Origin of the sequence: Devosia naphthalenivorans, assembly GCF_003056355.1 — a bacterium.
Classification (GTDB): Bacteria; Pseudomonadota; Alphaproteobacteria; order Rhizobiales; family Devosiaceae; genus Devosia; species Devosia naphthalenivorans.
In genome coordinates, this window is record NZ_PYVW01000001.1 from 258510 (window position 1) to 282118 (window position 23609).

General features: G+C 59.3%; 40 protein-coding genes, 1 tRNA gene and 1 pseudogene. 23 read left to right on the forward strand and 19 right to left on the reverse strand.

Going from position 1 to position 23609, the window contains the following annotated elements:
• The first annotated feature begins 139 nt into the window (after positions 1 to 139).
• From tet to C8264_RS01390, 3 genes are all read left to right on the forward strand, one after another.
• Complete coding sequence (gene tet, locus C8264_RS01380; RefSeq protein WP_425430653.1) at positions 140 to 1396, forward strand: Tet(A)/Tet(B)/Tet(C) family tetracycline efflux MFS transporter; 1257 nt, start codon at positions 140 to 142, stop codon at positions 1394 to 1396.
• Positions 1397 to 1600: 204 nt separating this feature from the next.
• The gene (locus tag C8264_RS01385; protein ID WP_108459149.1) at positions 1601 to 1876 is read left to right on the forward strand and encodes an HU family DNA-binding protein; all 276 of its coding nucleotides are present in this window, start codon (positions 1601 to 1603) and stop codon (positions 1874 to 1876) included.
• 127 nt (positions 1877 to 2003) lie between these two features.
• Positions 2004 to 2079 (forward strand) — tRNA-Val (locus C8264_RS01390).
• A 52-nt stretch (positions 2080 to 2131) separates the two neighbouring features.
• On the opposite strand, the gene C8264_RS01395 is transcribed toward C8264_RS01390, so the two are convergent.
• Complete coding sequence (locus tag C8264_RS01395; RefSeq protein ID WP_108459150.1) at positions 2132 to 3205, reverse strand: tyrosine-type recombinase/integrase; 1074 nt, start codon at positions 3203 to 3205, stop codon at positions 2132 to 2134.
• Positions 3202 to 3465 carry a hypothetical protein gene (locus C8264_RS01400; RefSeq protein WP_108459151.1) on the reverse strand — a complete coding sequence of 88 codons (264 nt, stop codon included), beginning with the start codon at positions 3463 to 3465 and terminating at the stop codon, positions 3202 to 3204. The genes C8264_RS01395 and C8264_RS01400 overlap by 4 nt, the downstream gene beginning before the upstream one ends.
• Before the next feature lie 164 nt (positions 3466 to 3629).
• Between C8264_RS01400 and C8264_RS01405 the strand changes: the two genes are divergently transcribed.
• Complete coding sequence (locus C8264_RS01405) at positions 3630 to 3884, forward strand: hypothetical protein (protein WP_108459152.1); 255 nt, start codon at positions 3630 to 3632, stop codon at positions 3882 to 3884.
• A gap of 5 nt (positions 3885 to 3889) precedes the next feature.
• Here the strand turns inward: C8264_RS01405 and C8264_RS01410 are convergent, their stop codons facing one another.
• From C8264_RS01410 to C8264_RS01430, 5 genes are read right to left on the reverse strand one after another with little or no spacing between them, the layout of a single operon-like run.
• Positions 3890 to 4282, reverse strand: a complete 393-nt coding sequence (locus C8264_RS01410; RefSeq protein WP_108459153.1) for an HNH endonuclease — start codon at positions 4280 to 4282, stop codon at positions 3890 to 3892.
• Positions 4269 to 5006 carry a hypothetical protein gene (locus C8264_RS01415; protein WP_108459154.1) on the reverse strand — a complete coding sequence of 246 codons (738 nt, stop codon included), beginning with the start codon at positions 5004 to 5006 and terminating at the stop codon, positions 4269 to 4271. Before C8264_RS01415 ends, C8264_RS01410 begins: the two co-directional genes overlap by 14 nt.
• Positions 4999 to 5463: a hypothetical protein gene (locus C8264_RS01420; RefSeq protein WP_108459155.1), complete on the reverse strand. Its 465-nt coding sequence runs from the start codon at positions 5461 to 5463 to the stop codon at positions 4999 to 5001. The genes C8264_RS01415 and C8264_RS01420 overlap by 8 nt, the downstream gene beginning before the upstream one ends.
• A complete protein-coding gene (locus C8264_RS01425; protein WP_108459156.1) occupies positions 5456 to 5671 on the reverse strand; it encodes a hypothetical protein in 216 nt (71 codons plus the stop codon). The genes C8264_RS01420 and C8264_RS01425 overlap by 8 nt, the downstream gene beginning before the upstream one ends.
• Positions 5668 to 5991, reverse strand: a complete 324-nt coding sequence (locus C8264_RS01430) for a hypothetical protein (protein ID WP_108459157.1) — start codon at positions 5989 to 5991, stop codon at positions 5668 to 5670. The genes C8264_RS01425 and C8264_RS01430 overlap by 4 nt, the downstream gene beginning before the upstream one ends.
• 71 nt (positions 5992 to 6062) lie before the next feature.
• Here C8264_RS01430 and C8264_RS22020 point away from each other — a divergent pair, with 71 nt between their 5' ends.
• Positions 6063 to 6230 (forward strand): hypothetical protein, encoded by a 168-nt coding sequence (locus tag C8264_RS22020; protein ID WP_162783397.1) that lies wholly within the window; start codon positions 6063 to 6065, stop codon positions 6228 to 6230.
• A gap of 53 nt (positions 6231 to 6283) precedes the next feature.
• Here the strand turns inward: C8264_RS22020 and C8264_RS01435 are convergent, their stop codons facing one another.
• The 6 genes from C8264_RS01435 to C8264_RS01460 form a co-directional block, all read right to left on the reverse strand.
• A complete protein-coding gene (locus C8264_RS01435) occupies positions 6284 to 6658 on the reverse strand; it encodes a hypothetical protein (protein ID WP_108459158.1) in 375 nt (124 codons plus the stop codon).
• Between the two features lie 142 nt (positions 6659 to 6800).
• Entirely contained in the window at positions 6801 to 7406 is a 606-nt protein-coding gene (locus C8264_RS01440; RefSeq protein ID WP_162783398.1) for a hypothetical protein, read from the reverse strand.
• Between the two features lie 130 nt (positions 7407 to 7536).
• Positions 7537 to 7725: a hypothetical protein gene (locus C8264_RS01445; protein WP_108459160.1), complete on the reverse strand. Its 189-nt coding sequence runs from the start codon at positions 7723 to 7725 to the stop codon at positions 7537 to 7539.
• Positions 7722 to 8003, reverse strand: coding sequence for a hypothetical protein (locus C8264_RS01450; RefSeq protein ID WP_108459161.1), 282 nt, complete (start codon positions 8001 to 8003; stop codon positions 7722 to 7724). The genes C8264_RS01445 and C8264_RS01450 overlap by 4 nt, the downstream gene beginning before the upstream one ends.
• 3 nt (positions 8004 to 8006) lie before the next feature.
• Complete coding sequence (locus C8264_RS01455) at positions 8007 to 8237, reverse strand: hypothetical protein (protein WP_108459162.1); 231 nt, start codon at positions 8235 to 8237, stop codon at positions 8007 to 8009.
• Positions 8237 to 8890, reverse strand: a complete 654-nt coding sequence (locus C8264_RS01460; RefSeq protein WP_162783399.1) for a hypothetical protein — start codon at positions 8888 to 8890, stop codon at positions 8237 to 8239. Before C8264_RS01460 ends, C8264_RS01455 begins: the two co-directional genes overlap by 1 nt.
• Before the next feature lie 421 nt (positions 8891 to 9311).
• Here C8264_RS01460 and C8264_RS01465 point away from each other — a divergent pair, with 421 nt between their 5' ends.
• Positions 9312 to 9626: a hypothetical protein gene (locus tag C8264_RS01465; protein ID WP_108459164.1), complete on the forward strand. Its 315-nt coding sequence runs from the start codon at positions 9312 to 9314 to the stop codon at positions 9624 to 9626.
• A 323-nt stretch (positions 9627 to 9949) separates the two neighbouring features.
• Here C8264_RS01465 and C8264_RS01475 read toward each other — a convergent pair whose 3' ends face one another.
• From C8264_RS01475 to C8264_RS01495, 5 genes are all read right to left on the reverse strand, one after another.
• Positions 9950 to 10153 carry a CsbD family protein gene (locus C8264_RS01475; RefSeq protein ID WP_108459166.1) on the reverse strand — a complete coding sequence of 68 codons (204 nt, stop codon included), beginning with the start codon at positions 10151 to 10153 and terminating at the stop codon, positions 9950 to 9952.
• 252 nt (positions 10154 to 10405) lie between these two features.
• The gene (locus C8264_RS01480) at positions 10406 to 10792 is read right to left on the reverse strand and encodes a hypothetical protein (protein WP_108459167.1); all 387 of its coding nucleotides are present in this window, start codon (positions 10790 to 10792) and stop codon (positions 10406 to 10408) included.
• A complete protein-coding gene (locus tag C8264_RS01485; RefSeq protein ID WP_108459168.1) occupies positions 10785 to 10979 on the reverse strand; it encodes a hypothetical protein in 195 nt (64 codons plus the stop codon). The genes C8264_RS01480 and C8264_RS01485 overlap by 8 nt, the downstream gene beginning before the upstream one ends.
• Before the next feature lie 9 nt (positions 10980 to 10988).
• Entirely contained in the window at positions 10989 to 11273 is a 285-nt protein-coding gene (locus C8264_RS01490; RefSeq protein ID WP_245892888.1) for a hypothetical protein, read from the reverse strand.
• The gene (locus C8264_RS01495) at positions 11270 to 11986 is read right to left on the reverse strand and encodes a LexA family protein (RefSeq protein ID WP_245892889.1); all 717 of its coding nucleotides are present in this window, start codon (positions 11984 to 11986) and stop codon (positions 11270 to 11272) included. Before C8264_RS01495 ends, C8264_RS01490 begins: the two co-directional genes overlap by 4 nt.
• A gap of 38 nt (positions 11987 to 12024) precedes the next feature.
• Here C8264_RS01495 and C8264_RS01500 point away from each other — a divergent pair, with 38 nt between their 5' ends.
• The 12 genes and pseudogenes from C8264_RS01500 (at position 12025) to C8264_RS01555 (ending at position 17746) form a co-directional block, all read left to right on the forward strand.
• Positions 12025 to 12279: a carph-isopro domain-containing protein gene (locus C8264_RS01500; RefSeq protein ID WP_245892890.1), complete on the forward strand. Its 255-nt coding sequence runs from the start codon at positions 12025 to 12027 to the stop codon at positions 12277 to 12279.
• Complete coding sequence (locus tag C8264_RS01505) at positions 12276 to 12686, forward strand: LexA family protein (protein WP_108459170.1); 411 nt, start codon at positions 12276 to 12278, stop codon at positions 12684 to 12686. The genes C8264_RS01500 and C8264_RS01505 overlap by 4 nt, the downstream gene beginning before the upstream one ends.
• Positions 12687 to 12962 carry a DUF2312 domain-containing protein gene (locus tag C8264_RS01510; RefSeq protein ID WP_108459171.1) on the forward strand — a complete coding sequence of 92 codons (276 nt, stop codon included), beginning with the start codon at positions 12687 to 12689 and terminating at the stop codon, positions 12960 to 12962. It begins immediately after the preceding gene.
• 509 nt (positions 12963 to 13471) lie between these two features.
• Positions 13472 to 13858 (forward strand): hypothetical protein, encoded by a 387-nt coding sequence (locus C8264_RS01520; RefSeq protein ID WP_162783400.1) that lies wholly within the window; start codon positions 13472 to 13474, stop codon positions 13856 to 13858.
• A gap of 33 nt (positions 13859 to 13891) precedes the next feature.
• A complete protein-coding gene (locus tag C8264_RS01525) occupies positions 13892 to 14113 on the forward strand; it encodes a hypothetical protein (RefSeq protein ID WP_108459174.1) in 222 nt (73 codons plus the stop codon).
• Positions 14110 to 14673 (forward strand): hypothetical protein, encoded by a 564-nt coding sequence (locus C8264_RS01530; protein WP_108459175.1) that lies wholly within the window; start codon positions 14110 to 14112, stop codon positions 14671 to 14673. The genes C8264_RS01525 and C8264_RS01530 overlap by 4 nt, the downstream gene beginning before the upstream one ends.
• Positions 14674 to 14839: 166 nt before the next feature.
• Positions 14840 to 15385, forward strand: coding sequence for a helix-turn-helix domain-containing protein (locus tag C8264_RS01535; RefSeq protein ID WP_205245592.1), 546 nt, complete (start codon positions 14840 to 14842; stop codon positions 15383 to 15385).
• Positions 15382 to 15591 (forward strand): annotated as a pseudogene (locus C8264_RS22820) (HNH endonuclease); the annotation flags it as partial. The gene C8264_RS01535 and the pseudogene C8264_RS22820, both read left to right, overlap by 4 nt.
• Before the next feature lie 9 nt (positions 15592 to 15600).
• A complete protein-coding gene (locus C8264_RS22440; protein WP_245892891.1) occupies positions 15601 to 15762 on the forward strand; it encodes a hypothetical protein in 162 nt (53 codons plus the stop codon).
• Positions 15755 to 16618 carry a helix-turn-helix domain-containing protein gene (locus tag C8264_RS01545; protein WP_108459178.1) on the forward strand — a complete coding sequence of 288 codons (864 nt, stop codon included), beginning with the start codon at positions 15755 to 15757 and terminating at the stop codon, positions 16616 to 16618. Before C8264_RS22440 ends, C8264_RS01545 begins: the two co-directional genes overlap by 8 nt.
• A 204-nt stretch (positions 16619 to 16822) precedes the next feature.
• Positions 16823 to 17110, forward strand: coding sequence for a hypothetical protein (locus C8264_RS01550; protein ID WP_108459179.1), 288 nt, complete (start codon positions 16823 to 16825; stop codon positions 17108 to 17110).
• Between the two features lie 48 nt (positions 17111 to 17158).
• Positions 17159 to 17746: a hypothetical protein gene (locus C8264_RS01555; RefSeq protein WP_108459180.1), complete on the forward strand. Its 588-nt coding sequence runs from the start codon at positions 17159 to 17161 to the stop codon at positions 17744 to 17746.
• Between the two features lie 107 nt (positions 17747 to 17853).
• Here C8264_RS01555 and C8264_RS01560 read toward each other — a convergent pair whose 3' ends face one another.
• Complete coding sequence (locus C8264_RS01560) at positions 17854 to 18387, reverse strand: hypothetical protein (RefSeq protein ID WP_108459181.1); 534 nt, start codon at positions 18385 to 18387, stop codon at positions 17854 to 17856.
• A gap of 74 nt (positions 18388 to 18461) precedes the next feature.
• Here C8264_RS01560 and C8264_RS01565 point away from each other — a divergent pair, with 74 nt between their 5' ends.
• The 5 genes from C8264_RS01565 (at position 18462) to C8264_RS01585 (ending at position 23600) form a co-directional block, all read left to right on the forward strand.
• The gene (locus tag C8264_RS01565) at positions 18462 to 19016 is read left to right on the forward strand and encodes a phage tail protein (RefSeq protein ID WP_108459182.1); all 555 of its coding nucleotides are present in this window, start codon (positions 18462 to 18464) and stop codon (positions 19014 to 19016) included.
• Positions 19017 to 19166: 150 nt separating this feature from the next.
• Positions 19167 to 19769, forward strand: a complete 603-nt coding sequence (locus C8264_RS01570; protein ID WP_162783401.1) for a hypothetical protein — start codon at positions 19167 to 19169, stop codon at positions 19767 to 19769.
• Positions 19699 to 21669 carry a phage terminase large subunit family protein gene (locus C8264_RS01575; RefSeq protein ID WP_108459184.1) on the forward strand — a complete coding sequence of 657 codons (1971 nt, stop codon included), beginning with the start codon at positions 19699 to 19701 and terminating at the stop codon, positions 21667 to 21669. The genes C8264_RS01570 and C8264_RS01575 overlap by 71 nt, the downstream gene beginning before the upstream one ends.
• A gap of 12 nt (positions 21670 to 21681) precedes the next feature.
• Positions 21682 to 23340 carry a phage portal protein gene (locus C8264_RS01580; RefSeq protein ID WP_205245593.1) on the forward strand — a complete coding sequence of 553 codons (1659 nt, stop codon included), beginning with the start codon at positions 21682 to 21684 and terminating at the stop codon, positions 23338 to 23340.
• Positions 23337 to 23600 (forward strand): hypothetical protein, encoded by a 264-nt coding sequence (locus C8264_RS01585; RefSeq protein ID WP_108459186.1) that lies wholly within the window; start codon positions 23337 to 23339, stop codon positions 23598 to 23600. The genes C8264_RS01580 and C8264_RS01585 overlap by 4 nt, the downstream gene beginning before the upstream one ends.
• Positions 23601 to 23609: the final 9 nt, after the last annotated feature.

Consider the following 23609-nt stretch of genomic DNA (forward strand, 5'->3'; position numbering starts at 1 on the left):
TGTTGATCCATCCTGATAAATCAGGTCTGCGGTGCAGGGGAAGGCTCCCCGCGTCACGGCGGCGGTCCTTTTGGGCCGCCGTTTGCCTTTCTGGCGGCGAAATCCTTGCTGCTGTCGAAATCTGGCAGCAGTCTTCGTCATGGTACGGAAGGTCTCTCTGGGAGAGGCGTCACGTGCTGCCCAAGGAGCCTCAATCTTGAACAAACCGCTGATCGTCATCCTTGCGGCCGTGATGCTCGATGCAGTTGGTATCGGCCTGATTTTCCCGATTCTGCCGGCCTTGCTAAGGGACGTGGGACACATAACGGAAGTGGCAACGCTGCTCGGCCTGATGCTCGCGCTATATTCGGCCTGCCAGTTTCTATTCTCCCCTATCCTGGGTGTTCTCAGCGACCGGTTCGGTCGGCGGCCGGTTCTTCTTATCTCTCTGGCCGGTGCAGCGATCGATTACCTGATCATGGCATTCGCGCCGCATCTATGGATACTGGTGCTCGGCCGAGCGATATCAGGCATTACCAGCGCCAACATGGCTGTCGCAACAGCCTACATCACCGATATCTCCAGCGAAGAAGAGCGTGCGAAGCGTTTCGGACTGTTTCACGCCATGTTCGGCATTGGCTTCATCATTGGCCCGGTGCTTGGTGGCATTCTGGGGGATCTTTGGGTTCGAGCGCCGTTTATTGCCGCCGCCCTTCTAAATGGTGCCAACCTGGCACTAGCGTTTTTTGTGCTACCGGAATCCAGGCCGGGCAAGGCTGATGCCAAGTTTGACTTCGATACCCTGAACCCGTTCAAGCCCTTGCGCTGGGCGCTGACATTTACCGCGTTGATCCCGTTGATGGCGATCTTTGTGATCATGAACTTCGTGGGCACAATGTACGGCACGATATGGGCATTGTTTGGCGAAGACAGTTTCCAGTGGAACGGCATGATGATCGGGCTGTCACTGGGGGCCTTTGGAGTTTTCCACGCGGGCGCACAGGCGTTCCTTACGGGACCGGCGGTGGCCAAGCTCGGCGAGAGGTGGGCCCTGGTCCTGGGCATGGCATGTGAGCTGGCGGCGTTGCTGCTGCTCGGCATGGCGACGCAGGGGTGGGTGCTCTTTGCGCTGGCGCCGCTGTTTGCCTTGGGCGGTATCGGGATGCCCGCGTTGCAGTCGCTCGTGACGACACAAGTAGGCGAGGACAAGCAGGGGCAGTTGCAAGGGGTGCTGGCTAGCCTCGCCAGCCTTGCAGCCGTTTTTGGACCGTTGTTCTTTAGCTTCGTCTATTTTGGGCTGGTTGATACATGGCCCGGTTTGATCTGGATCGTTGGCGCGGCAATCTATCTGTTGGCCCTGCCGCTGATGCTAGGGATCAAACGCCGGTCTGTGGCCGCTCCCGCCGGAGGATTATAGGCTTTCAGGTGTGTAGAAGGTGGAGGAACCAAAAAAATGGCGCTTTCCAGACTTGCCGCACGTAGTTTTCCGGTCCATTAACGGTTTTGCACCGCTTGGCCTCGTCAGAAGCCCGGAAATCCTTGCGTTTCAGCTAGAATCGACGAAGGGTTGCCGAGTTTTGGGTTCGCCAGCGAGGGCGGGCAATCAATCTGAGGAAAAGCTATGAACAAGAACGATCTGGTTGGCGTCGTTGCCGACAAAGCGACGATCACCAAGGCACAGGCCGCTGAAGCTGTGGATGCAGTGTTCGAGGCCATCACTGGCGCCATGAAGGCCGGCGAAGAAGTTCGTCTGGTTGGCTTTGGCACTTTTGCCGTGTCGCAGCGCAAGGCCTCGACCGGCCGCAACCCTGCCACCGGCGCCGAGATTCAGATCCCAGCTTCCAATCAGGCGAAGTTCAAGCCCGGCAAGGGCCTGAAGGACGCGATCAACGCCTAAGACTGCTTTTAGGCGTATGTTCTGTGAGGTCCCGAGCGCTTTGCGTCGGGACCTTTTCATTTGGCGGTTGACGATTGCGGACAGGGGCCCTAATCAGAGCGCCATTCGCGGAGCCAAATGGTTCGGCGGGCGATTAGCTCAGTTGGTAGAGCGCCTCGTTTACACCGAGGATGTCGGCGGTTCGAGTCCGTCATCGCCCACCATTACCTCTCTTTTGTGCAGCTGTTGCAAGGGGTTAGAATATCCGCATTTGTTCTAGTTAGAACGTGATCGCAGTTTGGCCATGCCGCCGACTGCCATTTTGGCCTGATTGGCAGAGCGCGTATAGCGTTCCACTTCCGCGATTGTCTGATGCCCGGTGATCGACATGATCTCCAGTGTGGTGCATCCAGCTTCAGCCAATCGCCTCGCTCCCGCCTTTCGCAGGCCGTGAGCGTTATAGCCCGCAGGCAACCCGGCCTCGCGGCACCGATTTCCAAACCAGTTACCGAAGCTCGCCGGTGCATACGGCTTACCCGTCTCTGACAGCACGAATGTCAGTTCGTTCGTTCCGCGCTTGGTCTGGTGGTTCGGAATGGCAGCAAGCACAACGGCAAGATCCGGATGAATCGGAATATCCAGGTAAGCGCCAGTCTTTTGCTGGCGCACCGATATCTTGCCCTCTCGGACATGCTGCGAGCCCATGCGCACCACGTCGCCGCGGCGTTGCGCCGTGTAGAGCGCCAGAGCGAAAGCCAGCCGAGCCATGGAGCCGACTGGGTGGTGCTTCTCGAATTTCTCGATGTCTGATTCGGTCCATGCAATGAACCCGTCACCGGCCACGCGCAGCGGCTTTATGCTGGCCGTAGGATCGTCCTTGCGCATTTCTTCATCGATCGCGAACTTCATCAGCATGCGCAGGGTGCGCAGCAGTTTGTTCGCGGCACCGGGCTTTTCTGCTTTCGATGCGATGATGCGCTTCACCTGCAGGCGGGTGAGTTCTGAAACCAAAGCCTTGCCATAGGCTACATCGATCTTCTTGATCTCGTTTCGATAGCTCGACTGGGTGAGCCCGGCCAGGTTCTTGAAGGTGGACGATGCGTAGTAGCGCGACACCAAATCCGAGATGCTGCCTTTCGATGCCCGCGCCTTCGGTGTGGCTGGCTGGGCAGGCAGCGCGTCGATGCACTCCTGGTACGCCTGCATGAATTCGGTGGAGCCGGGAAGGCCGGGCAGGGCCGTTCTGGGGCGCCCGATCTTGTTGAAGTAGTACCGCTCGGTGCCGAGCCGATCCTTGTAGTGCTTGATGTACTTCAGCTTGATCGTTGCCAACGGCAGTGCCTCAGTCATGGGATCAAATCATCCCAGGAATTTGGTCTGGCACTATCGTTCGCCTCGCCCTCGATTGGCAATGCCTTGAATGCGGCGTCGATATCATCGACATCCCAGATGCGCCGGTTGTCGATTACACGGGGCTTAGGCATTCGTCCGTCGCGCACCAGCTGCGAAAACTTGCTGGCGCCGAGGCCAATATAGATCGCCGCCTCCGCCTCGCTCAGGCCTCGTCGGATGGCGAGACGGGTGGCAACAACTGATTTTGCTAAGCTCATGTGCCGTCTCCGTCCTTGCTCGCGGGCTCGAGCAAACGGCCATCGAGGCTGCACCAGCCAGCCAGGTAGGCTCGGAAGAACGCCTTGTTAAGCACCTTCCAAGTCGTCTGGGAACAAACGAACGAAAGGCTGATTAGCTGTCCTCGGGGACTGGGGGACGTTCGATGAACGACAGCGAGAATTTGGACGACCGCTTGAAGGAGTCGGTTCGTCTCCTGCATGCGTGGGGGTGGATGACGGAAATCTCGACGCGGCCGGAGGAGGCCGTGCAAGTCCTGTCCGACGAGGCGCGGTTCTTGGTACGTCTGGGCCCGAAGCATCCGGAGCGATGGCGGCAAATCGGCAAGTTGATCGTGGCGTACAATCAGCTGATCGAGAAGAACAAGGGCCGGTGCTGCCAAACGGAGAGTGCTACATAGGGCTATCATGAGAGCAGGCTCCATTTTTCTATGCGGCGGGTGGCGCTGCGTTGGGGTTCGGCCTTCTGCCGTGTTCCGGATCCCCACTTGGACGCCGGCCGGATGCCGCGGTGCTTGTCGCTGACCCGCTTGACCTTGGCCTGCACCGGAATATCGAAGGTCCGGGTTTTGTGAGCATGGCACGTAGGGCAGCAGACAACGCAGTTATCCAGCGTGTCGCTGCCTTTCTCAGTGGCAGGCACGGGGAAATGGTCAAACTCCTTGGCACCCGCCTTGAACGGAGCGTTGCAGCGCTGCCCTGGCTCCAAGCCATAGATCTCGCCCAAGGCTTCGCAACGCCCGCCGGAACGTTCGTCAGCTTCGCGCCGCACCTTCTTGCTGAATTCATACCTGGGCATCGATATTGCCCCGCTGAACAGTGAAGGAGACGGCGTAAATCCAAGGGTTCGATTCCCATGAGCCGGGGCCGTTGATGGTTTCCCAAAGCGATTGATAAACGTCGACACCGCGAGGCTGAAACCAGCGGGGCGATCCCGGAAGATCAAGCGTCACATCATGCCGCGTTGGAAAACCGCGCTTCATGATCGCGTCGATACCTTCTGCCCAGGCATCAACCTCGCTAATATCCTGCAGTCGCTCTACCCGAACGTCAGTGACAGTTAGGGTGAGGCGAGAGCATCGACGGGGCATGTGGATGCCGGGTCGGCGCTTGAAGCCCCATTCCCTCAGATCATCTCGATCTTGCTCGCTGAGGCCATCGGCGTCGAAATAGTAGGGCTCCCAAGTATCGGCTCCCTGCCTCATCATCTCAGGCGTGCGATCGGGCCGTTGCCATCCGCTTTCGCGGACATACAGCCTATCCCCCTTCGCAATCCTCAGCTTGATCCAGTCTGGACCCTGACGGTTGTATTCATCCCACCAGCACCAATGCACTTGATCGTCGTGCATGGCGAAGTAGGGCTCATCCCGTTTCTTGCTCGTCCAGGACAGGCCTTCGGGCGGAATCGGATTGCCGGTGTAGGCAGATGGCTGCGGCTTGAGGATTCGCCTCGTCTGAGTTTTCGTCCCGGCAAGAAGGGCCCGCACCATGGGGCCGCTGAATAAGATCGGGCGATCAGTCATTGTTGCCCTCCACAGGCGAAGGCAGCAGCTTGGCGGCTTGAATGTGCTCGAGCAGCGGGCGACCGTCTGCGGCGATCATGTAGGGCAGGAACACTCCGGCAAACGACAGCACGCCGGTTTCAACCGCTGTGATCTGGCCCTTGACCCAATCCCGAAGCACTGAGTTAACCGCCACCAGGCCCTTATCGAGAGCCGCTTGTTCGTACTGTTGACGGGTTGACCGGCGTTGTGGTGTCCATGGCTCGGCCTTGAGGAACATGGATGCCCAGCCCTTTGCGGAGGCACGTAGCTGAACGCGATTGCCGCGATGCTCGAAAGCGAGCAGCACTTCGTGGTGCTCATAGTCATCCATGAAGCCAACATTGCTGCAGCCAAAGCGGCGTAGAATGTTCGTGATCTCGGTGCGCGCGGCAACACCGCTGGTCGCGTTCGCGTAAGGGATGGAGGCTTTAGCCATTGTCGACCTCCGCTTGTCCCTGCGCTGTAAGCGTCACCAGCGGACCGTCATCGGTAGCGGCAACAGTCAAATACCCACGCCTCTCCAAGCTCCTGAGAGCCTTGTGCCCAGCAGGAGGGATGTTGTCTTCCTGACGGAAGCAATGGGAGCCGCCGGCATCTGAAACGCGCTGGAGCAGGTGGCGCTCTTGTTCGGTAAGTTTCTTCATGCTGCTGCTTCTGCGCTGCTCACCAGCGGCTGTTCTGGTTCCGAGGGATCACCGTCGATTTCAGCAGGGGGCGGCTTAGGAGCCTCGGGAATTAGTTCGACGGATGGAGAGGATGGCTGGGTCGCGGCCTCCCCATCCGTCAGGCCCGCCATGGGCCAAGCGGGCACATCAGCCAGTGTATGGGGAACTGGCTGCGACGGCACAAATGCCTGAATGGCGGAAAGGATCGCGGACTTTGACACACGATAATTCCTGGCCCGCTCGGCAATGAACGCACCGAAGTCGAGGGAAATGGAACCGGTGAGGATTAGGCTGATCATGGCCGTGCCCCACACGGAACTGGGAAAGCGTCATGTCCGTTTGACGGGAAGACCAGCAATGGAGGCCGGCCATGTTTCCGCCCCTGGAACCAGACGAAGACTTCCCGCCGCCACCGGAGATCAATCCGTTCGACAACCCGGACGCCGACCCGATCCAGTTTCCACCCGACCCGGTTGAAGATGATCCGAGAGATCCGGCCAACATTCCGCAGCCCGAGGACATGCCGCCGCCTGTTTGACGATTGGGTCATGCGAGGGCCTTTCGCTTCTCGTAGGTCGGAAAGCTTGTTCTTCATGCTGCTGCTCCGAAGAGGTCGAGTTGGTTAGGAATGAGGCTGTCAAGCCATGCACACACGGCGCTGGCGTCACGGTCCCCGCCATCGGCGCGGCTTTGCAGTCTGCCGCGTAAGTAGTCACTGGCAGCGGCGATTGCGGCTGCACGGCTAGCGCAGCGGCGCTCTGCCCATGCTTCATGGTCTGACAGCGGTGAGCCGGCGCCTTCCCAATTGCCACTGTGCATCTGATAGCCGGTGGCCCAAATCCAGTGCGTTCCGAGGTCTGCCAAGCTGATGTCGGCAAGTGGAGAGCCGCGCCAGCCCTTCTTGGGGTAAGGCAGAGCCAGCTTTTCATCGGCATCATAGACGCCATGCTCATTGCAGCTCGCCATCACGCTGCCTCTCTCGGTTCAACAACCCGATCAGGAGCAGGAGGAACTTCAACCCATCCATTTCCCCGTCGAGCGAGGACAACAGGCACCTGACGCCAGTTGCCTACGCTGTCGCAGGTGAACTTGGTGGTGAGGATGGTGGTCATGGCGTGGGGTTCTCCGCGAGCCAAGCTTTTGCCTCAGCGAGCGCAGCCTCATATCCAGCCTGGTCGATCACCACGATCTTGGAATAGTCGAGGTAATAGGTCTTGACGGTCTGCTTGGCCGCCCATGCCTTCCAAAAGACTTCGAGCTCGTCCCATCCCTCGATCTGGTCGTGAGCGTCCTCGTGATGAGTGTCGTTCAGGTAACTGTCGAGCGCATCGAATATGTCGAAGTCGAAGGACTGCTCTTTGGTCGCATGGCAGTAGGCCGGGACGGCTATGGCCTCGCATTCGCAATGCTCGCGGAGCGCGTCGACGCTGTCGTAATAGCCGTCGTTGTAGCCGCCCACTTCGTCGCTGTAGACCCATCCAGCCCATTCGACTGGCTCCGCTTTGACGAGGCGGGAGTGTTGCATGCGCAGCCGCGACCGCTGCTTGTACTCTGGCGTGTCCAGTTGCATGGCCTTTTCGGCCCATTCGCGGTCACGGAAAATCCGTTTGCCGTCACCGGTCGCCCACAAGTTGGGCGTTTCGAAATCAATGCGGATAATCATTGGAAAAGGCTTCGTCGCGTCGTGATCATCGGGCAGGGCCACGCTCAGCATTGAGACATCAAGTGGAAATTCACTGGCCATCAGAATGCACTCCAGATTGGACTATCGAAGCGAACCCACCAGGCAGCAGCCAGCATCAGCGCGCCCCAGGTGACGAATAGGGTGGTGTTGAGGGTAAGGGTCATGCTGCACCAGCCATCAGCATCGCTGCGCTCACCCAGAGGGTGGCGGCTCCAAGCAACGAAGGGATCAGTCGGAAGATGATGCCATTGAGCAGCCCTGAAGTGTTGACCATCGCGGCAAGCAGCAGCAAATAGGCGCCGGCTAGCGCCATGGCGTACGGGCTGATTTGAAGGATCGCCTCGCTCATTCCGCTGCCTCCACATTATCGTGGTTCAGGTCCGTATCGCCTTCGACAGCAACACGAGCTTCACGGTCTGCGATCTTCTCAAGGGCAGGGTGAGGCTTGTTCCAGCCGGCTCGCTCCACGAATTCAGCAATGAAGGCATCGCTCTTCGCGCGCTTCTCAGCGATCTGCTCAGGCGTCAGGCTCGGCACAACCGAAACCCTGCGCTTCGCAGGCCGGGCGTACAGCGGGTGCTTATACCCGCCAGTCGATTTCCTCAGTCCACTTGGCAAACGGTTCATTGGTCAGCCTTCCTTGCCTGCAGCAGGCAGTTTGTTCAGGTCATTGAGGGAGCGCTGGAGATTGTCCTTCGCCAGCAGGGAGGTCTGAGACAGGTTCCCGCCGTTCCCGTTGCCGGTGAACTGCAGGCCGATGAGGTCGCCCGTATCGTCACGCTGGACGCTGGCAGCCAAAGCCGCAGCGTCGTGCGCAACCCGGTGCAGGGCGGCCAGATGGGTTTCGGATATCTCAGGCATCAGTAATCGCCGACGCCGGTGACGACGTCATCTTCGTCCAGGATGATCCTGGTGCCGCATGCGACATAAGCCCGAAGCTTTTGCGCCAGCCCGTAGGCCCGACCAAACTGCGTCGTGTCTTTCACATTGCGGTTGTGGATCGTGGCGCTGGATATCAGCCCATCGGAACTGATGAGAAGCTGATGGTCACAGCGGCGCTTTGCATCGTGGCCTTCGTGATGAGTTTCTTCATCGAGGTAGACCCAAGCAGAGCCGTAGTCGGTTCGCTCGACCAAGACGGTAATGACCGGGCCGTACCCTTCACCTTCGTGCTTCTCGCACATCGCTTTCGCGATCTCGGAAAGCTTGACCTCCTTGGGCGCCAGCTTCAGCAGTTCGGAGACGTGCTCGGCGAGTTTGCCAGCAATCAGTTCGCTGACATTGGCCTCAACCTGCGTCTTGACCATCTGCGCGACCATGATGCCGTAGCTGGGCAGGTCGAGACGATCGACGCGCAAGGCATCCTCGACGGCCTTCTCGATGAGCTTGGCGGTGTCGGAATATCCGCGCAGCGCACGATCAACAGCCTCAACGACGAGCTTTGAAACCCGGGTCTCGACTTCCTTCTCCACGAAGGCGGCGTCGAGCTGCTTGGCAACGGTGGCGCTGATCAATTCGCCCAATCCGGCGTTCACGATATCGCTCATCCCATCCACTCCATAGAGGCGCCTGCCTCGGTGATTTGATGGAATGGAATTTAAATCCAACAAGACGCACTGTCAACAAGAAATGGAATTAACTTCCAACTGTCGATTCCGACTCGACTCTCTTCGCCGCCCGTTCCTTAATGAGAACAGAGCAAGAACAAACCGGAGGCGGTTATGTGTGACGGAGCATCGGTGTTGCTTCATGTCCGCTGCGGCGGATGCGCGAAATTGTATCAGCAAGAGGTTACCCTGCCACCCGGTCGGCCGGCACCGGTGGACGGTGACGAACTCATGGAACATCCAGAAATCAGGAACGCCGGGTTCGAATGCCCCAAGTGCGAAACCCCCAGCGCCGAGATCGTGGCCTTCAAAGTAAGGGAGGCGAGCCGTGCAGCATAAGGTCAGCGAGTTCATCGTCATTGCGCCGTCCGGAATGGGCAAGGCGATCGAGTGGGCCGAGAAGCAGTTGCTGTCCTACCTGGAGGGAAATTTCCCGTTCTATCACTTCCGCGTCGAGCCTTTCGGCCCCTTTGCGGATGAATGGGATTTTGGCGTGATCCCGATCATGAACCGGCCGCCGGCAGCCACAGACAAACCAACAAGCTCGGACGCCACGTTCATGTTGGCTCTGGACCCAACCGTAATCCCCGAAATCATGCACGTGCTGAGATCGTTCGATCCGGCCGGCGCAACCACCCACTAGGAGAAACGACGGTGCAAGTCGGCAAGCTGATGATCGATGGATCAAATACCCACTACGTGGTGCAAGGCTATCGGAAGAAGGGCAGAGGGCTACAGGCCGATGAGCCGAGGATTGCACGGGATAGAGAACACTGCATCCGCCTGGCGCAACAGGTCGCCGCAACCCGCCATGCGGTCATAGCGTTCTCACGGACCGCGACGTGGACACCGGGGACTTTGACGAGCCGGTGATCCTGGCGAAGCATGGCGACGTGCCAGATATGTTTTGACCGATAGCAAAAAGCCCCGGCACTAACCGGGGCTTCAACTCTTCGATGTCAGGCGTTACCAAGTCTGACGGCCGTACCAATCGTCAACGTCCCTGGACGTTTCATCTTTGGCTTTGCCGTAGCGCTCTTGGATCTTACCTTCCAGCTGCTCGCGGTTGCCGTTGATCTGGGTCAGATCGTCGTCAGTGAGTTTACCCCACTGCTCTTTGACCTTACCGGTCATCTGTTTCCAGTTACCTTCGACGCGGTTCCAATCCATTCGGATATCTCCTCTTTGTTGGTGTGGAGGGTTAACGGATGGGCTGCGTCAGCGTTCCACTGGGGGCTGCGGGGTGAGCCGGGGTAAAGGGTGGGCGGGGCGAGCTGGACGATCGGGAGGACAGCCAGCTCAAGCCCCTATGTGGCGCGAAAGGGGGAGGGACGCGCCACTCGGGACATAGAAGGCTTCAAGCGAGAAATGGCCACAGGGCCAATAGTCGCATACATAAGCCTCAAACACCGCGTCTGCCATTCAGCGCTCATCCTCGATTTCCCCGATGGCCTTTCCCGCAACGGTGATCTTCAGCACCCCGTCTGTCTCTACCGCCAGACCGCGCGAAACCAGGAATCTTACTAAGCCTTCGTCTTCGCGGCCATGCATGGTGTCCGTGCCAATGTCGCCTTCAGAGAGCCTGCGCAGAACGTGGTAGGCACGAACCGGCACATACTCCAGTTGTCCTTCATCCGGCGCCAATGCCACGGCGGCTAACACGGCATCCGCCTCGTCCAGGTAGCTCATCCACATGGGCTTGCCTTCGAACTGGGTATCTTCCGGCACACCATGGAAGCGACACAAGGCGCGAGCAGCTAGCTCTCTGGGGTCATTGGTCTTGCGGGCAGGCGTCATGGTTTCACGCATTCCCCTCTGTCGGCCCGCCTTCAATCGTCTCTTTTGCGAATATTAGCAGGTCATGTGAACGCTGGGACATCTCGGCTGCTTCGATCAGGAGGGACCGTATCTCTTCGGTGGTCATCTGCTCTAGGTCCTCGGCGGCCTCCCTCAAAATCTTGGCGAATGGGCATTCGTTGAAGCGAGCAGGCGTCATGGCTCTACCTCAGTGCACTACTGGATCATCGAAAATGAACTGCTCGATACCATCCTTCGCCAGCGTGGCGAGAAACTCAGAGTAGGCGGAGTCGTCGGTCGGGAAGGTATCCTCCCAGACGGTGGTTCCGCCAAGTTGGTTCTCAACCTCCAATGTCCATTCGTCATTGGTCCCGGCAAGGCGGAAGATGCTGACCTCAACCTCGATGCCATTGTGCGAGTGAGGCCCACTGTGAACGGAATACTCAATCTCGGGGTTGTCCGGGTCGGGTGGGTCGCTGAGCTTGTCTGTCATCCTGGTAGCCTATGAATGATATCCCGTACTAATCCCACGATCGCGACTTCAACGCCATTATCTTCCCAGTTGTCATGCTCAACCACGATCGGTTTGTGCTTCGGATTGGTCGACCGCGGCTGGAATTCAATGCGGTCTTCGAACCACGCGACCTGTTTCACCGACAGCTCACGCTCTTGGCCGCCGTTCTTCGAGCGCTGGATCACGACCACCAATCCATTGCGCAGTGGAGAGCGACTGGCGATTTCATCATAGTCGATGGCAACGAGGCGAGAGCCCGGCGTGATCGGATGAGGCTGCAGCGCGTTCATGCTGTCGCCTGCGACGTCATAGACGCGCTGGGTGGCATCAGGAAATTTGTCATCGGCCGGAACGGTGACCCATTCAGGGCTATCCTGGTCGAGCTCGTCAACTTCCCGCCATGCACCCGCCTCAACCGTAGCGACGACAGGGGCCGTGCCCGGAGCGCGCATCGAACGCACCAAGTCGCCGCTGCCGGGCAGGACGCCTTCCTTCAGCCAGATTGCGGGACGGTCGATCGTCGCAGCCAGCTTTTCCAAGACGTTGCCACGCGGGTTGTCCACGTCGCCGCGCAGGTACTTGTTAATGCTGTCGTAGGAGATGCCGGACCGTCGCTGAAGCTCAGCCTTGGTCCAGCCGAGCTCGTCGATTGCCGATTGTAGTCGCTGCCACCATTTCATGGTGCGCAGCATAGGTCAGGAAAATAATTCCGAATTGGAATTATTAGGCATTGAAACTGGAATTTAAATCCAGTATGACTGAGGGCATGGATAGCACCCTGACACTTGCCGAAATCATCAAAAAGGCTGGCGGCCCTGCTGCAATAGCAGAGGCCAGCGGCGGCGGCATCAAGAAAGACGCCGTTTACAAGTGGCCGTCGATTGGCGTGCCTGATCGTCACTGGCAAATCCTGATTGAGCGCGCTGGCGTGACCGCCGAGCAACTGTACGCGGCCAACCTCGAAGCGCGTGGGGTGGCAGCATGACCCGCCCGGCAGATATCCCAGAGAACATCTACGAGCGCGCCGAAGTGCTCATGGATCAGTTCTCCAACATCGAGGATGACCGGGAGCTTATAGCCCGCGTCCTGATGGCGGTGGGGCAGGGTGCTTCCACACATGTTGGTGTCACCCATGAGCAGGTGAAGGTCCTCAATTTCGTCAGGGCCTTCCAGGCGAAGCACAACGGCGTCTCGCCCACATACGACGAGATCGCTCAGGCGCTGGGCCGCAGCAAGAGCAACATTCACGACTTTCTTCACCGGATGGCAGACCGCGGCATCGTCCGCCTCGCTACTCGCGCCCGGTCCATCACCATCATCGCTGGCGCGGCTGAAATCGCCGCCAAGCAGCATGTGAACGATGCTCACACTTTCAAAAATCGTGAGGCTTGAATGAGCTATCCGTCGAACACCGAAACCGATGCGGTAGCAGGCGACCAGCTCCGCTCCATCATCGAGCGTATCGAACGCCTCGAAGGTGAGAAGCAGGAGCTTTCTGCCGACATCAAAGAGGTGAAGGCCGAAGCCAAGGGTAACGGCTTCGATGTCCGGATAATCAACACCATCTTGCGCCTCCGCCGGATGGATCAGAACGAACGCCTCGAGCAGGAAGCCTTGTTGGATCTCTACATGGGCGCCCTTGGCATGATCGAGGCCCCGGCAGAATGAACCGCGCCCGCATCTCTCCCAGCCAGTCAGAACGCATTTGCATGATGATGACCCTTGGTGCCGGGGCATGGCTTGTTGTCCTAGCTGCAGTTTGGGTCGGCAGGGCAGTGCTTCAAGTTATGGCTGGCGCTCAATGACTGCCGCCCCCGTTTCATCGCACGACCTTGAGAAAAGCGACGTGCTTGGTCTTGCGTCCCGTCGCCTCTCTAAAGGCCGGGTTTACCCAGCACAGTTCGGCGCGAACTCCTCCCCGCGCCGTAGGCGAGTGTCGCCGCTTGCGATCCTCCTCCCCGCTTACCGGGGCACTCGCCAGTCTATTCGAAGCTTGAACCGCGCCAACGGTCTTCGGCTTCATACCTTCGAGCATCAGCCGCCAGTAAAGCTCATCGCTGCTGCTCCTCTTTCCCATCATCAGATGATCCTTTCGTCTGCTGCCTCATCCAGTGGTTTCAAAACTACCCGGAAGGCATTTGCAGATGGACAAAATCTCTTTGCACGAGCGTCAAAAAATGACTGATCTCTGCGCAAACGACCTTGAGCCACAAACGCTGGTCAGCAAGGCGAAGGAATGGGGTATCGCGCTCTGGGAGCGTGCTGAATCCCTCGAAGGCATGGGCAGCGAGAACGCCATGCACACGGCTGCCAAGTGGGCCGGTGTGACGCCTGGCTTGTTGTGGCGCCTGCGCTATCGGCCACCGGCAACGATCGACGCCTCGCCCTACCTCAAGCTCCAGAACACCTATGACCGCCTAATCAAATCGGTGGAGGGCAAAAGTGCCGAAAACCTCATCGCCCTCAAAGCTCTCCCGTCTACTCCGGCTCGTGCGCGGCTTATCCGTCAATTGGAGGAGTTCTTGGGAGTTACGCCGGGCGAGACGTCACGAGACGCTGCCTAACCAGCCCGCAGAAAAACCGAAGGGAGACGATCAGTGACCCTCAGCATGCCCACCAAAGCGACGAAGGAATGGCAGGCAAAGCACCAGGCCAATCTCCAGCAGATGGCGGCTGCTCTCAAAGCCAACGGCATCACCAAGTCTCGCCGTCGCAAGCTCATCAACAAGGCAGCATCTGTCCGTCCTTCCGATCTAGCAGAGCAGGCGAGGGTGTCACTTGCGCTACGGCGTATTGCTGGGAAGTCGGTGCAGGGATGACCGTCACCGCATCCAATTACGCCCGCGCGGCGAATGATCTCTACCAGACCGAGCCCTGGGCGACGGAGGTGCTATTGCGGCATTTCCCGGTTTGCCGCGACGATGTGGTCTGGGAGCCAGCCGCTGGCGCCCACCTCATGGCCGACGTTATCCGCGATTATGGCGCATTCGTCGTCACCAGCGACATCGAGGTCTATACCAAGGGTCATCACTTCATCTGGGACTTCATTGACGGCCCCGCCGATCAGCTCCTGCCGCAGCCTCACGCGATCATCACCAATCCTCCATACGGCAAGCAGAACCGATTGGCTGTTCGCTTTGCCGAACTGGCGCTCGAGCGCTGCGACGGAATGGTGGCGCTGCTGCTGACCGCCAAGTTCGATTTCGGCAAGACGCGCCGGCACCTGTTTCAGAACAATCCTCGCTTCATGGCGAAGATCGCGCTGCTCGATCGCATCTCGTGGGCAGGCAACGGCGAGACGGGCACAGAAGACCACGCCTGGTACGTCTGGGGCCCCGGCACCTATGCAGTGGCCCATATGCTCTGGGGTGCCAAATGACCCCGCAGCACCAATGGGCAATAGCCGAGCTCGAAACCCGGCGTTGGGAAGTCTCCACACCTGAAATGCACGTCGCGCGCCGCAAGCGCCGCCAGGCTATGGGTCTCAGTAAGAAGGCTGCAGATGACCTTGTCGCATGGGCAGAAGAACAAGACCGGAGGGCAGCATGAACAGCTATATTCCCTTGCTGGCGGTCCAGCAGCGTAATCACGCTATCGGTTATGAGATGCCGGTTCGTGAGTATCGGTCAGGCGCAGAGGCTACAGCTGCCAGCCAGGCGGCCAGAGCCCGACTGCTCGGCTCCGCTTTGCTGTCGTCGCCCAGGCCAATCTCCCGTGCCCTCATGGTTGCAGCCAAAGCAAAAGCTAAAGTCCGCATGCCGCACGACACGCTCGACGTCTCGCTGCCGCCTGTGGAGACGGCGCCATCCACTGCCTACGACATCATCCGAGAGGTTTGCATCAAGTACGGGCTCACAAAGCCTGAGCTGTTCAGCCCGCGTCGCCGCAATCCTCTTCCTGAGGCCCGTCACGAAGCCATGTACCGCATGAGCAAGGAGACGCAACTGAGCTTGCCGGCGATAGGGCGCAAGCTGGGCGGCCGTGACCACACAACGGTCATCCACGGCATCCGCAAGCATACGGCCCGGCTGCGCGGCGAAGTCTACGTGAAGCCGGTCTATGGCCAGGCCAGACAGGTGGCGACCGAATGAGCCACGAACCCTCTGACTGGCGCCAGCGGAATAAATGGCTCTGGGCGAAGACCGATGGGCGCTGCGCCTACTGCGGCACTCGATTCGCTTCATACGCCGAAATGACGGATGACCATGTGGTTCCGAGATCTCGTGGCGGGTCGCACAGTAGAACGAATAGGCTGCCGTGCTGCAGGTCGTGCAATGCCGTCAAAGGTCCGCGCCCAGTTGCCTACTTGCGCGACGCCCTTCAGCGCCGGCTGCATGGTCGCCCGGCATTTACCGCCGAACAGATGGCGTATCTTGAAGCTGCCGGCTTCACCTTCCCGGCTGAAACCCGCTTCGAGTTTTACTGGGAGAAGCTAGGTTACAGTTTGGACGAGGGCGCCAATGGCTGAACCCCGCTTCTCCATCATCCCAGCAGATGCAGTGCTCGATAAGCGGATAGAACCGCGTGACCTGCAGGTACTCTGCGTGTTTGGGAAGCATACCGACAAGCGCGGCTGGTGCCGTCGGTCGCAGGTCGTCATGGCTCGCGAAATAGGCTGCGCACGCTCAACCGTACAGGCGTCAATTGATCGCCTGGTTGAGGCCGGCTGGCTGGAAAAGCGGCCGGTAACTGAGATCCACACCAAGGGCGTAAGGGGCAGTGCACACGAGTACCGCGTAGTGCTTGATGTACCCGACCCGGTACTAGATGTGGTGGGTAGCCCTGCCGATAGGTCGGCACCCCCTGCCGCCTCTACATCGGCACCCCCTGCCGACCCATACATCGGCACCTATGTTAACGAACCCCTTTCAACGAACCCCTCTCTAACGAGCGGAGAGCGAGTTCCGTTTGACTATGTTTGGGATGCTTTCCCCAAGCGTCCGATGACCAATCGGAGCGAGGCCAGCCGAGCCTTCAACAAGCTGACCGATGACGAAACGCAGCGGCTACTGATCGCGGCCAAGCGGTTCGCCCAGTGGCACATTGAGGATTCAGAGGCTCGCGGCGTTGATCCGGTGCAGCAGCTTGAATTCAGGCCAGGGCTGGGGAAGTGGATACGCACTGGCGCTTGGATTGGCGCGCTGCACATCAGCCTCAAGTCCGATCCAGTTCCTCCGGCGGCCAACGGCCTTGTCGTACTTCCCCCAGACCATCCGGACTTTCAGGCGGTGGAGAAGATGCGCGGTCGCCAGGTCATCGTCGGCAAGTCCGGCAACGCAACATTCCGCATTGAAGAGATTGAGCAGGCGAGGGCGGCTCGATGAGTGGGCAACCTATGAACTGGCCAACAGCAATCGCCATGGCGTGTGTCCGGGCCATTGGCGCCATGCTTTGCCTCATCGGCTTGCATCGATGGAGAAAGCACGGTCGGAGCGGCTGGCGCTGCTCTGGCTGCCTCAAATGGCACGACCAATAGCCATGTCAGAGACGAAATCACCAGAATCAATCGAGCAGGCAGAGGCATCAGCATGAACCCGAACAACACAAGCTGGTCAGATCACGAGGTCCGCATCCTCATCACCATGTGCCGTGAAGAGGGGCCCTATCAAGACATTGCGCAAACGCTGGGCCGCACGCTGTCAGCTGTGACCAGCAAGGTTTCCAACCTCAGGAGCGCGATCGACAAGCAGCCAGATCCAGTTGCGCCGGTATATGCGCCAAGGCCTGGGCAGAACCGGGCACAGCGTCTCACGGCCTCTTTCTTCGGTGATCCGCCGCTCGGTCGTAGCGCGCTCGATCAACGGACCCAGCAGTAACGATTCCGCTCGACCAGAGCACCAAACACCACAAAACAGGGACAAACCATGGCTAAGGGCAGACCACGCAAGACCGGCGTAAAGCGGACCAAGAGCGGGCAGATCAGCCGCGCTGCTAGTGCCTACAATGAGAACGCCGATGCAATCGCACTGCGCATGCGGGTATTCGGATTGACCGAAAAGGAAGCCCGCGATCAGAAGGCAGCAACCTATGTCGGCCGACTGTGCCTGGCAGGGATGCGCGGCACCACTGACGGGATCACTCGGGATCAATATGATGCTGCCATGTCATTTCGCGAAGCATACGAGAACTTCCAGCGTGCGGTGAAATCGCCCAATGCATTAGCCACAGGCACAGGAGGCGCCAGCGGAGCTGAAGGCCCTGGGTACGAGCAGTGGTGCCAAAACGCCATCCGGAAGTGGGACAGGATTCAACAGGCGGTGCAGACAGAGCAGGGGTATCACGAGCACCGCGGCAGCAACATGTGGGCAGCACTTGACTATCTCGTCAGCCGTGACGAGCAGCACCCCCATATGGTTGGTGATCTACGGCTGGCGCTCAATGCCATCGGCCATCTCCTGGGCATGATACCCCGGCCGAAGCGCGTCGCAGTGGGAAATGCAAAGGCCGCTTGACGAACGATGCAAATCACCCTCTAGTGCAGTTAATGCGATTTTCAGACTAGTGTCTGAGGTGACCCGCTAAGCGAAAGCTGAGGTGGGTTTCTTTCGTTTTATGCCCTTCAGCTCAGACCGAAGCCGTTGAGTATTAGGTCCCAGTCTGACCTCGCTTTGCGGAACAACGCAATCGGCGCGTAGAAGCTGTCTCCGTACACGATGAAGGTTGAAACAGTTTCCTTCTGCATAAGCTCTCCAGTTTCGATGTGCTGGTAGATGTTCATCGCGTTTGTCATGGCAGTGAAAATATCAGGGTTGTCGTGTCGGCTCCGTTCGAAGTGTTTTGACCCATTCGCAACCTGGTCACAGATCAGCAGCGCTTCGGAGGTCAGCCTGACAAGTTTCTGGAAGCTTGTGACCGTATCTCGAGAGGCAGGGTGCTGGTCGACAATAATGCGCCGATCTTCAGCAGACATCGCCTGCCAAACCCAATCTGTGAGGTGCCACGCCGTCACTGCGGTGTTGAAGTAACGATAGCGTTCTTCAATGGAATTCTCGACCACGTCCTCTAAGCCCTCGATCTCCCAATCGAGTTTCGCCAGGAGATCGCGGTAGGAGTTCAAGCCGAACCTTTTCGATTTGTCCCAGACATCTTCCAAGGTTTGCCTCCATAATGCCCAAGCTTACCACCCTCAGGCCCAGGCTGAGCAAGTAAGTTCATCTAGAGGGTACGATGACCGCAATCACCATCACCGTTCAAGGCGCCGGCCTTCCCAAGTTCGAGGAAGCAGTGGAAGCATTGGGCTCAGCTAAAGCCACCCGAGCTTACCGGATGGCGCTGAACGCAACCGGAAAGCGCGTGTTCACTCAAGTCAAGAAGGCTGTTGCCGGACAAATGGGGGCAAGTCAGGCGAGGGTGGTTAAGTATGGCCAGCTGCGCCGTGTGCCTGCCTCAGGCGGCGCTCTTGAGACGAGGATCGAAAGTAAGGGCGGATACATTCCGCTGAAAGACTTCAGCACTCGATCAACTCGACGCGGTGTCACTGCTGCACCATGGGGTCAGCGCAGGTTGTTCAAATCAACCTTCATCGTGCCTAAGCTCGGCGGCCAGGTGTTCAAGCGAACTAGTGGCGCCCGGCTTCCCATCGAAAGCCTATGGGGCCCAGCCGTGCCGAAAGAGTTAGTCAAGGATCAATCCAAGGCAGCGTTCGACAATGTCGCCACGGCCTTCCTGCCTCGCGAGGTGGAGCGCGTCATCAAGCAGATGACGAAAGGCGCGGTGTCGTAGGCCGGTCGAAGGGTCGAGTGCGGCCTCATCAAAGGTGTGGCGGATGGGCAACGCCCCCTCCATTCAGGGACCGTACCCTCTCCGAACGACCCCTGCGGGCGCGCAGCCGCGGATTCTGTCGAGGTGCGGTGCCACAAAGGTAGGTAACAGGTGGCCGAGAAGTTAGTCTCCCAGGCCCAATATGCAGCCATGAAGGGGGTCAGCAGAAAGACTGTCACTGTCTGGAAACAAAAGGGTTTGCTGGTGCTTGGCGGCGATGGCCGCATCGACGTGGGCGCCACCGACACGTTGTTACTCAACCATGGTAACAAGCGCGGCGGTGTTACCCGCCAAGGTAACGAACCCGACCTGTCGGCTGCTCCTGAGGAAACGCCAGAGGAAGCTGCTGACCGGATTGTCAACGTGGAGGGCAGGGCGCTCTTCAGCAAGGCGGAGGCCGAGCGGGTCAAAGAGAACTACCTCGCCCTATTACGACAGCTTGAATACGACCGCGAAAGCGGTGCCGTTGCGGAGATCAATGATGTCGTCACGGCCGTCGTCACCGAATACGCGCTGGTCCGCAACAAGCTCCTGAACATCGGCTCCCGCATTGCGCCGCGCGTGGCGGTCCTGAAATCGGCGGACGAGATCAAGGCGCTGATCGATAAAGAGGTCGCGCTGGCTCTCGAGGAATTGTCACTTGATGGAAATGGACACGGCAGCGCCGACGAGCTGCGCCGGTCGATACAGCAGCGGTTCGAAAAGTCTGGTTGAACGGCTGCGGTGTGGAAGGGGCGAGGCATTCAAGCCACCCCCGACGCTGACGCTGAGCCAGTGGGCCGACAGGTACGCATACCTTTCCACTGAGACGAGCGCAGATGCCGGCAAGTTTCAGGCGTTTGCCTATCAGAACGGCATTATGGACGCGGTAACTGATCCCACGGTTCGCCAGATCACGGTGATGAAGTCGGCCCGGGTGGGTTACACAAAGATTCTCGACCATATCGTCGGGTATTTCGTGCACCAGGACCCGGCACCGGTGCTGGTAGTTCAGCCTCGCGTAGAAGATGCGGAAGATTATAGCCGAACGGAAGTGGCACCGATGCTGCGCGACACTCCGGTGCTGGCAGAGATCGCCGGTGATCTGAAAGCCAAGGACAGCAATCAGCGCATCCTCAAGCGGGTGTTTCGCAATGGCTCCTCGATCTCGTTTGTCGGGGCGAACAGTCCCGGCGGCTTTCGTCGTATCACGGCGCGGATCGTCGCGTTCGACGAGGTCGACGGCTATCCATCGCAGGGGGCCGGTGATGAGGGTGATCAGATCGCGCTAGGAACGAAGCGCTCTGAATCGTTCTGGAACCGGAAAATCATCTTGGGCTCCACGCCAACCATTGAAGGCATCAGTCGCATCGAGAAAGCGTGGGAAGAAAGCGATCAACGCCGGTACCACGTTTCCTGCCCGCACTGCGGTGGGCGCCAGGTTCTCAAATGGGAGAACCTGAAGTGGGATAAGACGGAAGATGGCGAACATCTTCCGAAGACTGCGCACTTCCGGTGTGAGATCAACGGCTGCAGGATCGAGGAACATGACAAGCCAGCGATGATCGATGGCGGCGAGTGGATCGCCGAGAAGCCATCGGCTGGTCATGCCGGGTTTCACATCTGGGCAGCGTACTCGCTGTTCCCCAATGCGGCCTGGCAGTTCCTCGTTGAGGAATGGCTGAGGGTGTACAAAGACCCGAGCCAGAAAAAGACGTTCATCAATCTGGTGCTGGGGCAACCGCATCAGGAGGCCGTCGACGCTGCGGACCCTGATTTGCTGCGCAAGCGGTGCGAGCCGTATAATTTCGAAACGTTGCCGAGCGAAGCCAAGCTGCTCACGTTTGGTGCTGATACGCAGGACGATCGCATCGAGGTCACGTTTGTGGCTTGGGGTGCCAACGGCGAAAGCTGGGTGGCGCGACATGAAGTTGTCGGAGGCGACACATCCAAACCCGAAGTTTGGGACAGGTTCGATAAACTGATTGTCGAACCCTGTGTCACCGATGAGGGCAGGGTTCTCGTAGCTCAGGCCGGCTGCATCGATTCCGCCGGCCATAGATCCGAAATGGTCTATAAATTCTGCCGAGATCGCAAGCGTCGGCGCATCTACCCAACGGTGGGTCGCGGCAACAGTGATCCCGCGAACCCGCGGATGATCTGGCCGAAGACGCCAAGCCGGACCAAGAACAGCGGCGACAAGCCTTATACGGTCGGCGTCGACACGGCCAAGGACGATATCTCGTCCCGACTTGCCATTGTGCCGGACATGAACGCGCCGACTGCCCGAGCCATCCACTTTCCGATGGTTGGCTTGAGCGCGGACTACTTCGACCAGATGACCTCAGAACATGCGGTGGTCAGCTACGTGAAGAACCGGCCACGCCGAATGTGGGTTCCGAAAACGATCGGCGCTCGCAACGAAGCATGGGATTGTCTGGTGCTCTCGTTGGCTGCCCGACTGTCCCTGCCAAACAGGCTCGATCCGACGCCGGCTAGGCCGCGTCCGTCGCGGCTACCGAAGACTGAAGTCAAGGAACTGGAGCCAGCCGTTCCGGAGCCGTCCCCGTCACCCGTTGCGCCGCCAGCAAAGCGGCCCGTTCGTCAGCGCTCCCGATGGGGAGCCTATCGGTAGGATTCCAGCTCTATGTCCGAAACCAAGCCGCGCTACAGGGTAAAGGCGGGCTCCGCTCCGCCGCGCGCGCTTGTCCCCGCGAACAAACGAGCAGTCGCTCGATACCTGCGACCGGATAGCTCCGGCATCCTGTCCATGCGTCGCGCCGTGACGCGCGACGCTCGCCACGATGTTTATGAAGCGGCCGAACGGGCGTCTGCCCTGGCAATCGACTTTATGCACAACTCTGGCTGGCTGGCGGGCGCCGCCGACCAGGTCATCGCCGACACCATCGGCACCGAGCTGAAGTTGAATGCCCGGCCAAACTTCCGAGGCCTCGGATACACCGAGAAGCAACGAAGCGACTGGTGCGCTCTGGTTGAGACGGAATGGCGGCGCTGGTCATGGAACCGGCACGAATGCGACCTCGCCGGGAAGATGACAATCCCTGAGATGCTCGACGCAGTGATGCGCCACTACCTGGGGTATGGTGAAGGCCTAGGCGTGCTTGACTTCCTGCCGCGCAATCAGCGTCGGCAATATGGGCTCGAAACCGGGACGAAGGTGTCGCTCGTTGCGCCGCATCGTCTTCCGCGCGTAACGCGTGAGTTCGAAGGTCTGGAGCAGGGCATCTACCACGACACGCGGGGCAGGGCGCTCCAATACCTGTTCAAACGCAGAGAGACTGGCATCGACATCGACGCGCCGATCCGCGCCGAGGACGTGATCCATGTCATGGATCGGGGGGATAACCCTGGCAGCCCCCGCGGCATTTCTGTGATGGCGCCGATCCTCAAGGTCATCGCGCAATCAGATCAGCTTGCTGATGCGACGCTGGCGACAGCGCTGATGCAAACCGTTTTCGCGGCCACGATTAAAAGCCCAGAAGCAAGCGAGGAGGCATTTCAGGCCATCCAGACGCTGGCCGACACTGAAGCGCCGGCTGGATGGGATGAGGCAACTATGCCGTGGGCCGAGCATGTCGGCGGCATCGCTCAAGATCTGATCGACGTCTGGGGTATGCGTATTGGCGCGCTGAAAGAAAAGGGCATCTCGATGTCCGATCCCGCTCGCATCAATCACCTGGGACCGGGTGAAAGCTTTGAGATGCATACCGCGTCGACACCGGGCAGCCAGTACATTCCGTTTTCGCAGAACTTGCAGCGCGAGATGGCGCGGCGGCTTGGGCTGACGTTCGAATCCTTCACTATGGATTTCACGAAGGCGACCTATTCGTCCGTCCGGATGGGCATCGCGTCCATCTGGCCGATCGTTACGCGCCGCCGGGAGCGTATTGCTGCGCCGTTTGCTCAAGCCATCTACGAGAAGTGGCTCGAGGAGGCGATAGCCGAGGGCCGTATCCCATTCCGGGGCGGACTGGCAGCTTTCACGGCCAACAAGCAGCGGATCGTCTGGGCAGAATGGCAGGGTCCTGCCCAGCCAAGCGCAGACGACTACAAGAGCGCGATGGCTTCTGAAAAGCGGCTGGAACTCGGCACGGCTTCATTGGCCGATGAGAGCGCACTGCTCGGTCGCGACTGGGAAGAAACAGCAGCGCAGATAGGCCGCGAAATGGCCGTGCTTACGAAAGCAGGCATCCCTCACCCGTTCGGTCGCAAGACTGGCGGCGGGGCAGGGCCGCTCGGTGCAGCTGCCGACGGCAACCGAGATCCAGCAAAGGACGATGCATGAGCGAGGAAGGGAACGATCCGCTCACCATCGATTGGTGCGCACGCGCTGTGCTCCTCCGCAAGGTGGAGGAGGCGCTACTCACCGGCGAGATGGTCACCGAGGCCCGCTTCGGTGCTGACATGACGCGGTTTGCAAACGCCTCGCTCGCTGACGTTACCAAGGCGCTCAACGAGGCAATGCGCAATTGTCAAATCAGCCGGGGCGAGAAGCCGCGGCGAACCCGCTACGCCATGCGTGGCCGGATGACCCGACCCTACTGAGGTTCAAAA

Bases quoted from the DNA above. Each gene is read 5' to 3' on its own strand.
- C8264_RS01565 (WP_108459182.1), top strand. From the start codon at position 18,462: ATGACCGCAATCACCATCACCGTTCAAGGCGCCGGCCTTCCCAAGTTC.
- C8264_RS01435 (WP_108459158.1), bottom strand. From the start codon at position 6,658: ATGGCGAGCTGCAATGAGCATGGCGTCTATGATGCCGATGAAAAGCTG.
- C8264_RS01445 (WP_108459160.1), bottom strand. From the start codon at position 7,725: ATGAGCGAGGCGATCCTTCAAATCAGCCCGTACGCCATGGCGCTAGCC.
- C8264_RS01510 (WP_108459171.1), top strand. From the start codon at position 12,687: ATGAGCTATCCGTCGAACACCGAAACCGATGCGGTAGCAGGCGACCAG.
- C8264_RS01405 (WP_108459152.1), top strand. From the start codon at position 3,630: ATGAACGACAGCGAGAATTTGGACGACCGCTTGAAGGAGTCGGTTCGT.
- C8264_RS01385 (WP_108459149.1), top strand. From the start codon at position 1,601: ATGAACAAGAACGATCTGGTTGGCGTCGTTGCCGACAAAGCGACGATC.
- C8264_RS01410 (WP_108459153.1), bottom strand. From the start codon at position 4,282: ATGCCCAGGTATGAATTCAGCAAGAAGGTGCGGCGCGAAGCTGACGAA.
- tet (WP_425430653.1), top strand. From the start codon at position 140: ATGGTACGGAAGGTCTCTCTGGGAGAGGCGTCACGTGCTGCCCAAGGA.
- C8264_RS01480 (WP_108459167.1), bottom strand. From the start codon at position 10,792: ATGCGTGAAACCATGACGCCTGCCCGCAAGACCAATGACCCCAGAGAG.
- C8264_RS01505 (WP_108459170.1), top strand. From the start codon at position 12,276: ATGACCCGCCCGGCAGATATCCCAGAGAACATCTACGAGCGCGCCGAA.
- C8264_RS01585 (WP_108459186.1), top strand. From the start codon at position 23,337: ATGAGCGAGGAAGGGAACGATCCGCTCACCATCGATTGGTGCGCACGC.
- C8264_RS01440 (WP_162783398.1), bottom strand. From the start codon at position 7,406: ATGCTGAGCGTGGCCCTGCCCGATGATCACGACGCGACGAAGCCTTTT.
- C8264_RS01420 (WP_108459155.1), bottom strand. From the start codon at position 5,463: ATGGCTAAAGCCTCCATCCCTTACGCGAACGCGACCAGCGGTGTTGCC.
- C8264_RS01550 (WP_108459179.1), top strand. From the start codon at position 16,823: ATGAACCCGAACAACACAAGCTGGTCAGATCACGAGGTCCGCATCCTC.
- C8264_RS01580 (WP_205245593.1), top strand. From the start codon at position 21,682: ATGTCCGAAACCAAGCCGCGCTACAGGGTAAAGGCGGGCTCCGCTCCG.
- C8264_RS01520 (WP_162783400.1), top strand. From the start codon at position 13,472: ATGACTGATCTCTGCGCAAACGACCTTGAGCCACAAACGCTGGTCAGC.
- C8264_RS01555 (WP_108459180.1), top strand. From the start codon at position 17,159: ATGGCTAAGGGCAGACCACGCAAGACCGGCGTAAAGCGGACCAAGAGC.
- C8264_RS01490 (WP_245892888.1), bottom strand. From the start codon at position 11,273: ATGACAGACAAGCTCAGCGACCCACCCGACCCGGACAACCCCGAGATT.
- C8264_RS01575 (WP_108459184.1), top strand. From the start codon at position 19,699: ATGGAAATGGACACGGCAGCGCCGACGAGCTGCGCCGGTCGATACAGC.
- C8264_RS01430 (WP_108459157.1), bottom strand. From the start codon at position 5,991: ATGATCAGCCTAATCCTCACCGGTTCCATTTCCCTCGACTTCGGTGCG.
- C8264_RS01395 (WP_108459150.1), bottom strand. From the start codon at position 3,205: ATGACTGAGGCACTGCCGTTGGCAACGATCAAGCTGAAGTACATCAAG.
- C8264_RS01495 (WP_245892889.1), bottom strand. From the start codon at position 11,986: ATGCTGCGCACCATGAAATGGTGGCAGCGACTACAATCGGCAATCGAC.
- C8264_RS01425 (WP_108459156.1), bottom strand. From the start codon at position 5,671: ATGAAGAAACTTACCGAACAAGAGCGCCACCTGCTCCAGCGCGTTTCA.
- C8264_RS01475 (WP_108459166.1), bottom strand. From the start codon at position 10,153: ATGGATTGGAACCGCGTCGAAGGTAACTGGAAACAGATGACCGGTAAG.
- C8264_RS22020 (WP_162783397.1), top strand. From the start codon at position 6,063: ATGTTTCCGCCCCTGGAACCAGACGAAGACTTCCCGCCGCCACCGGAG.
- C8264_RS01415 (WP_108459154.1), bottom strand. From the start codon at position 5,006: ATGACTGATCGCCCGATCTTATTCAGCGGCCCCATGGTGCGGGCCCTT.
- C8264_RS01450 (WP_108459161.1), bottom strand. From the start codon at position 8,003: ATGAACCGTTTGCCAAGTGGACTGAGGAAATCGACTGGCGGGTATAAG.
- C8264_RS01545 (WP_108459178.1), top strand. From the start codon at position 15,755: ATGGCTGAACCCCGCTTCTCCATCATCCCAGCAGATGCAGTGCTCGAT.
- C8264_RS01485 (WP_108459168.1), bottom strand. From the start codon at position 10,979: ATGACGCCTGCTCGCTTCAACGAATGCCCATTCGCCAAGATTTTGAGG.
- C8264_RS01400 (WP_108459151.1), bottom strand. From the start codon at position 3,465: ATGAGCTTAGCAAAATCAGTTGTTGCCACCCGTCTCGCCATCCGACGA.
- C8264_RS01530 (WP_108459175.1), top strand. From the start codon at position 14,110: ATGACCGTCACCGCATCCAATTACGCCCGCGCGGCGAATGATCTCTAC.
- C8264_RS01455 (WP_108459162.1), bottom strand. From the start codon at position 8,237: ATGCCTGAGATATCCGAAACCCATCTGGCCGCCCTGCACCGGGTTGCG.
- C8264_RS01535 (WP_205245592.1), top strand. From the start codon at position 14,840: ATGAACAGCTATATTCCCTTGCTGGCGGTCCAGCAGCGTAATCACGCT.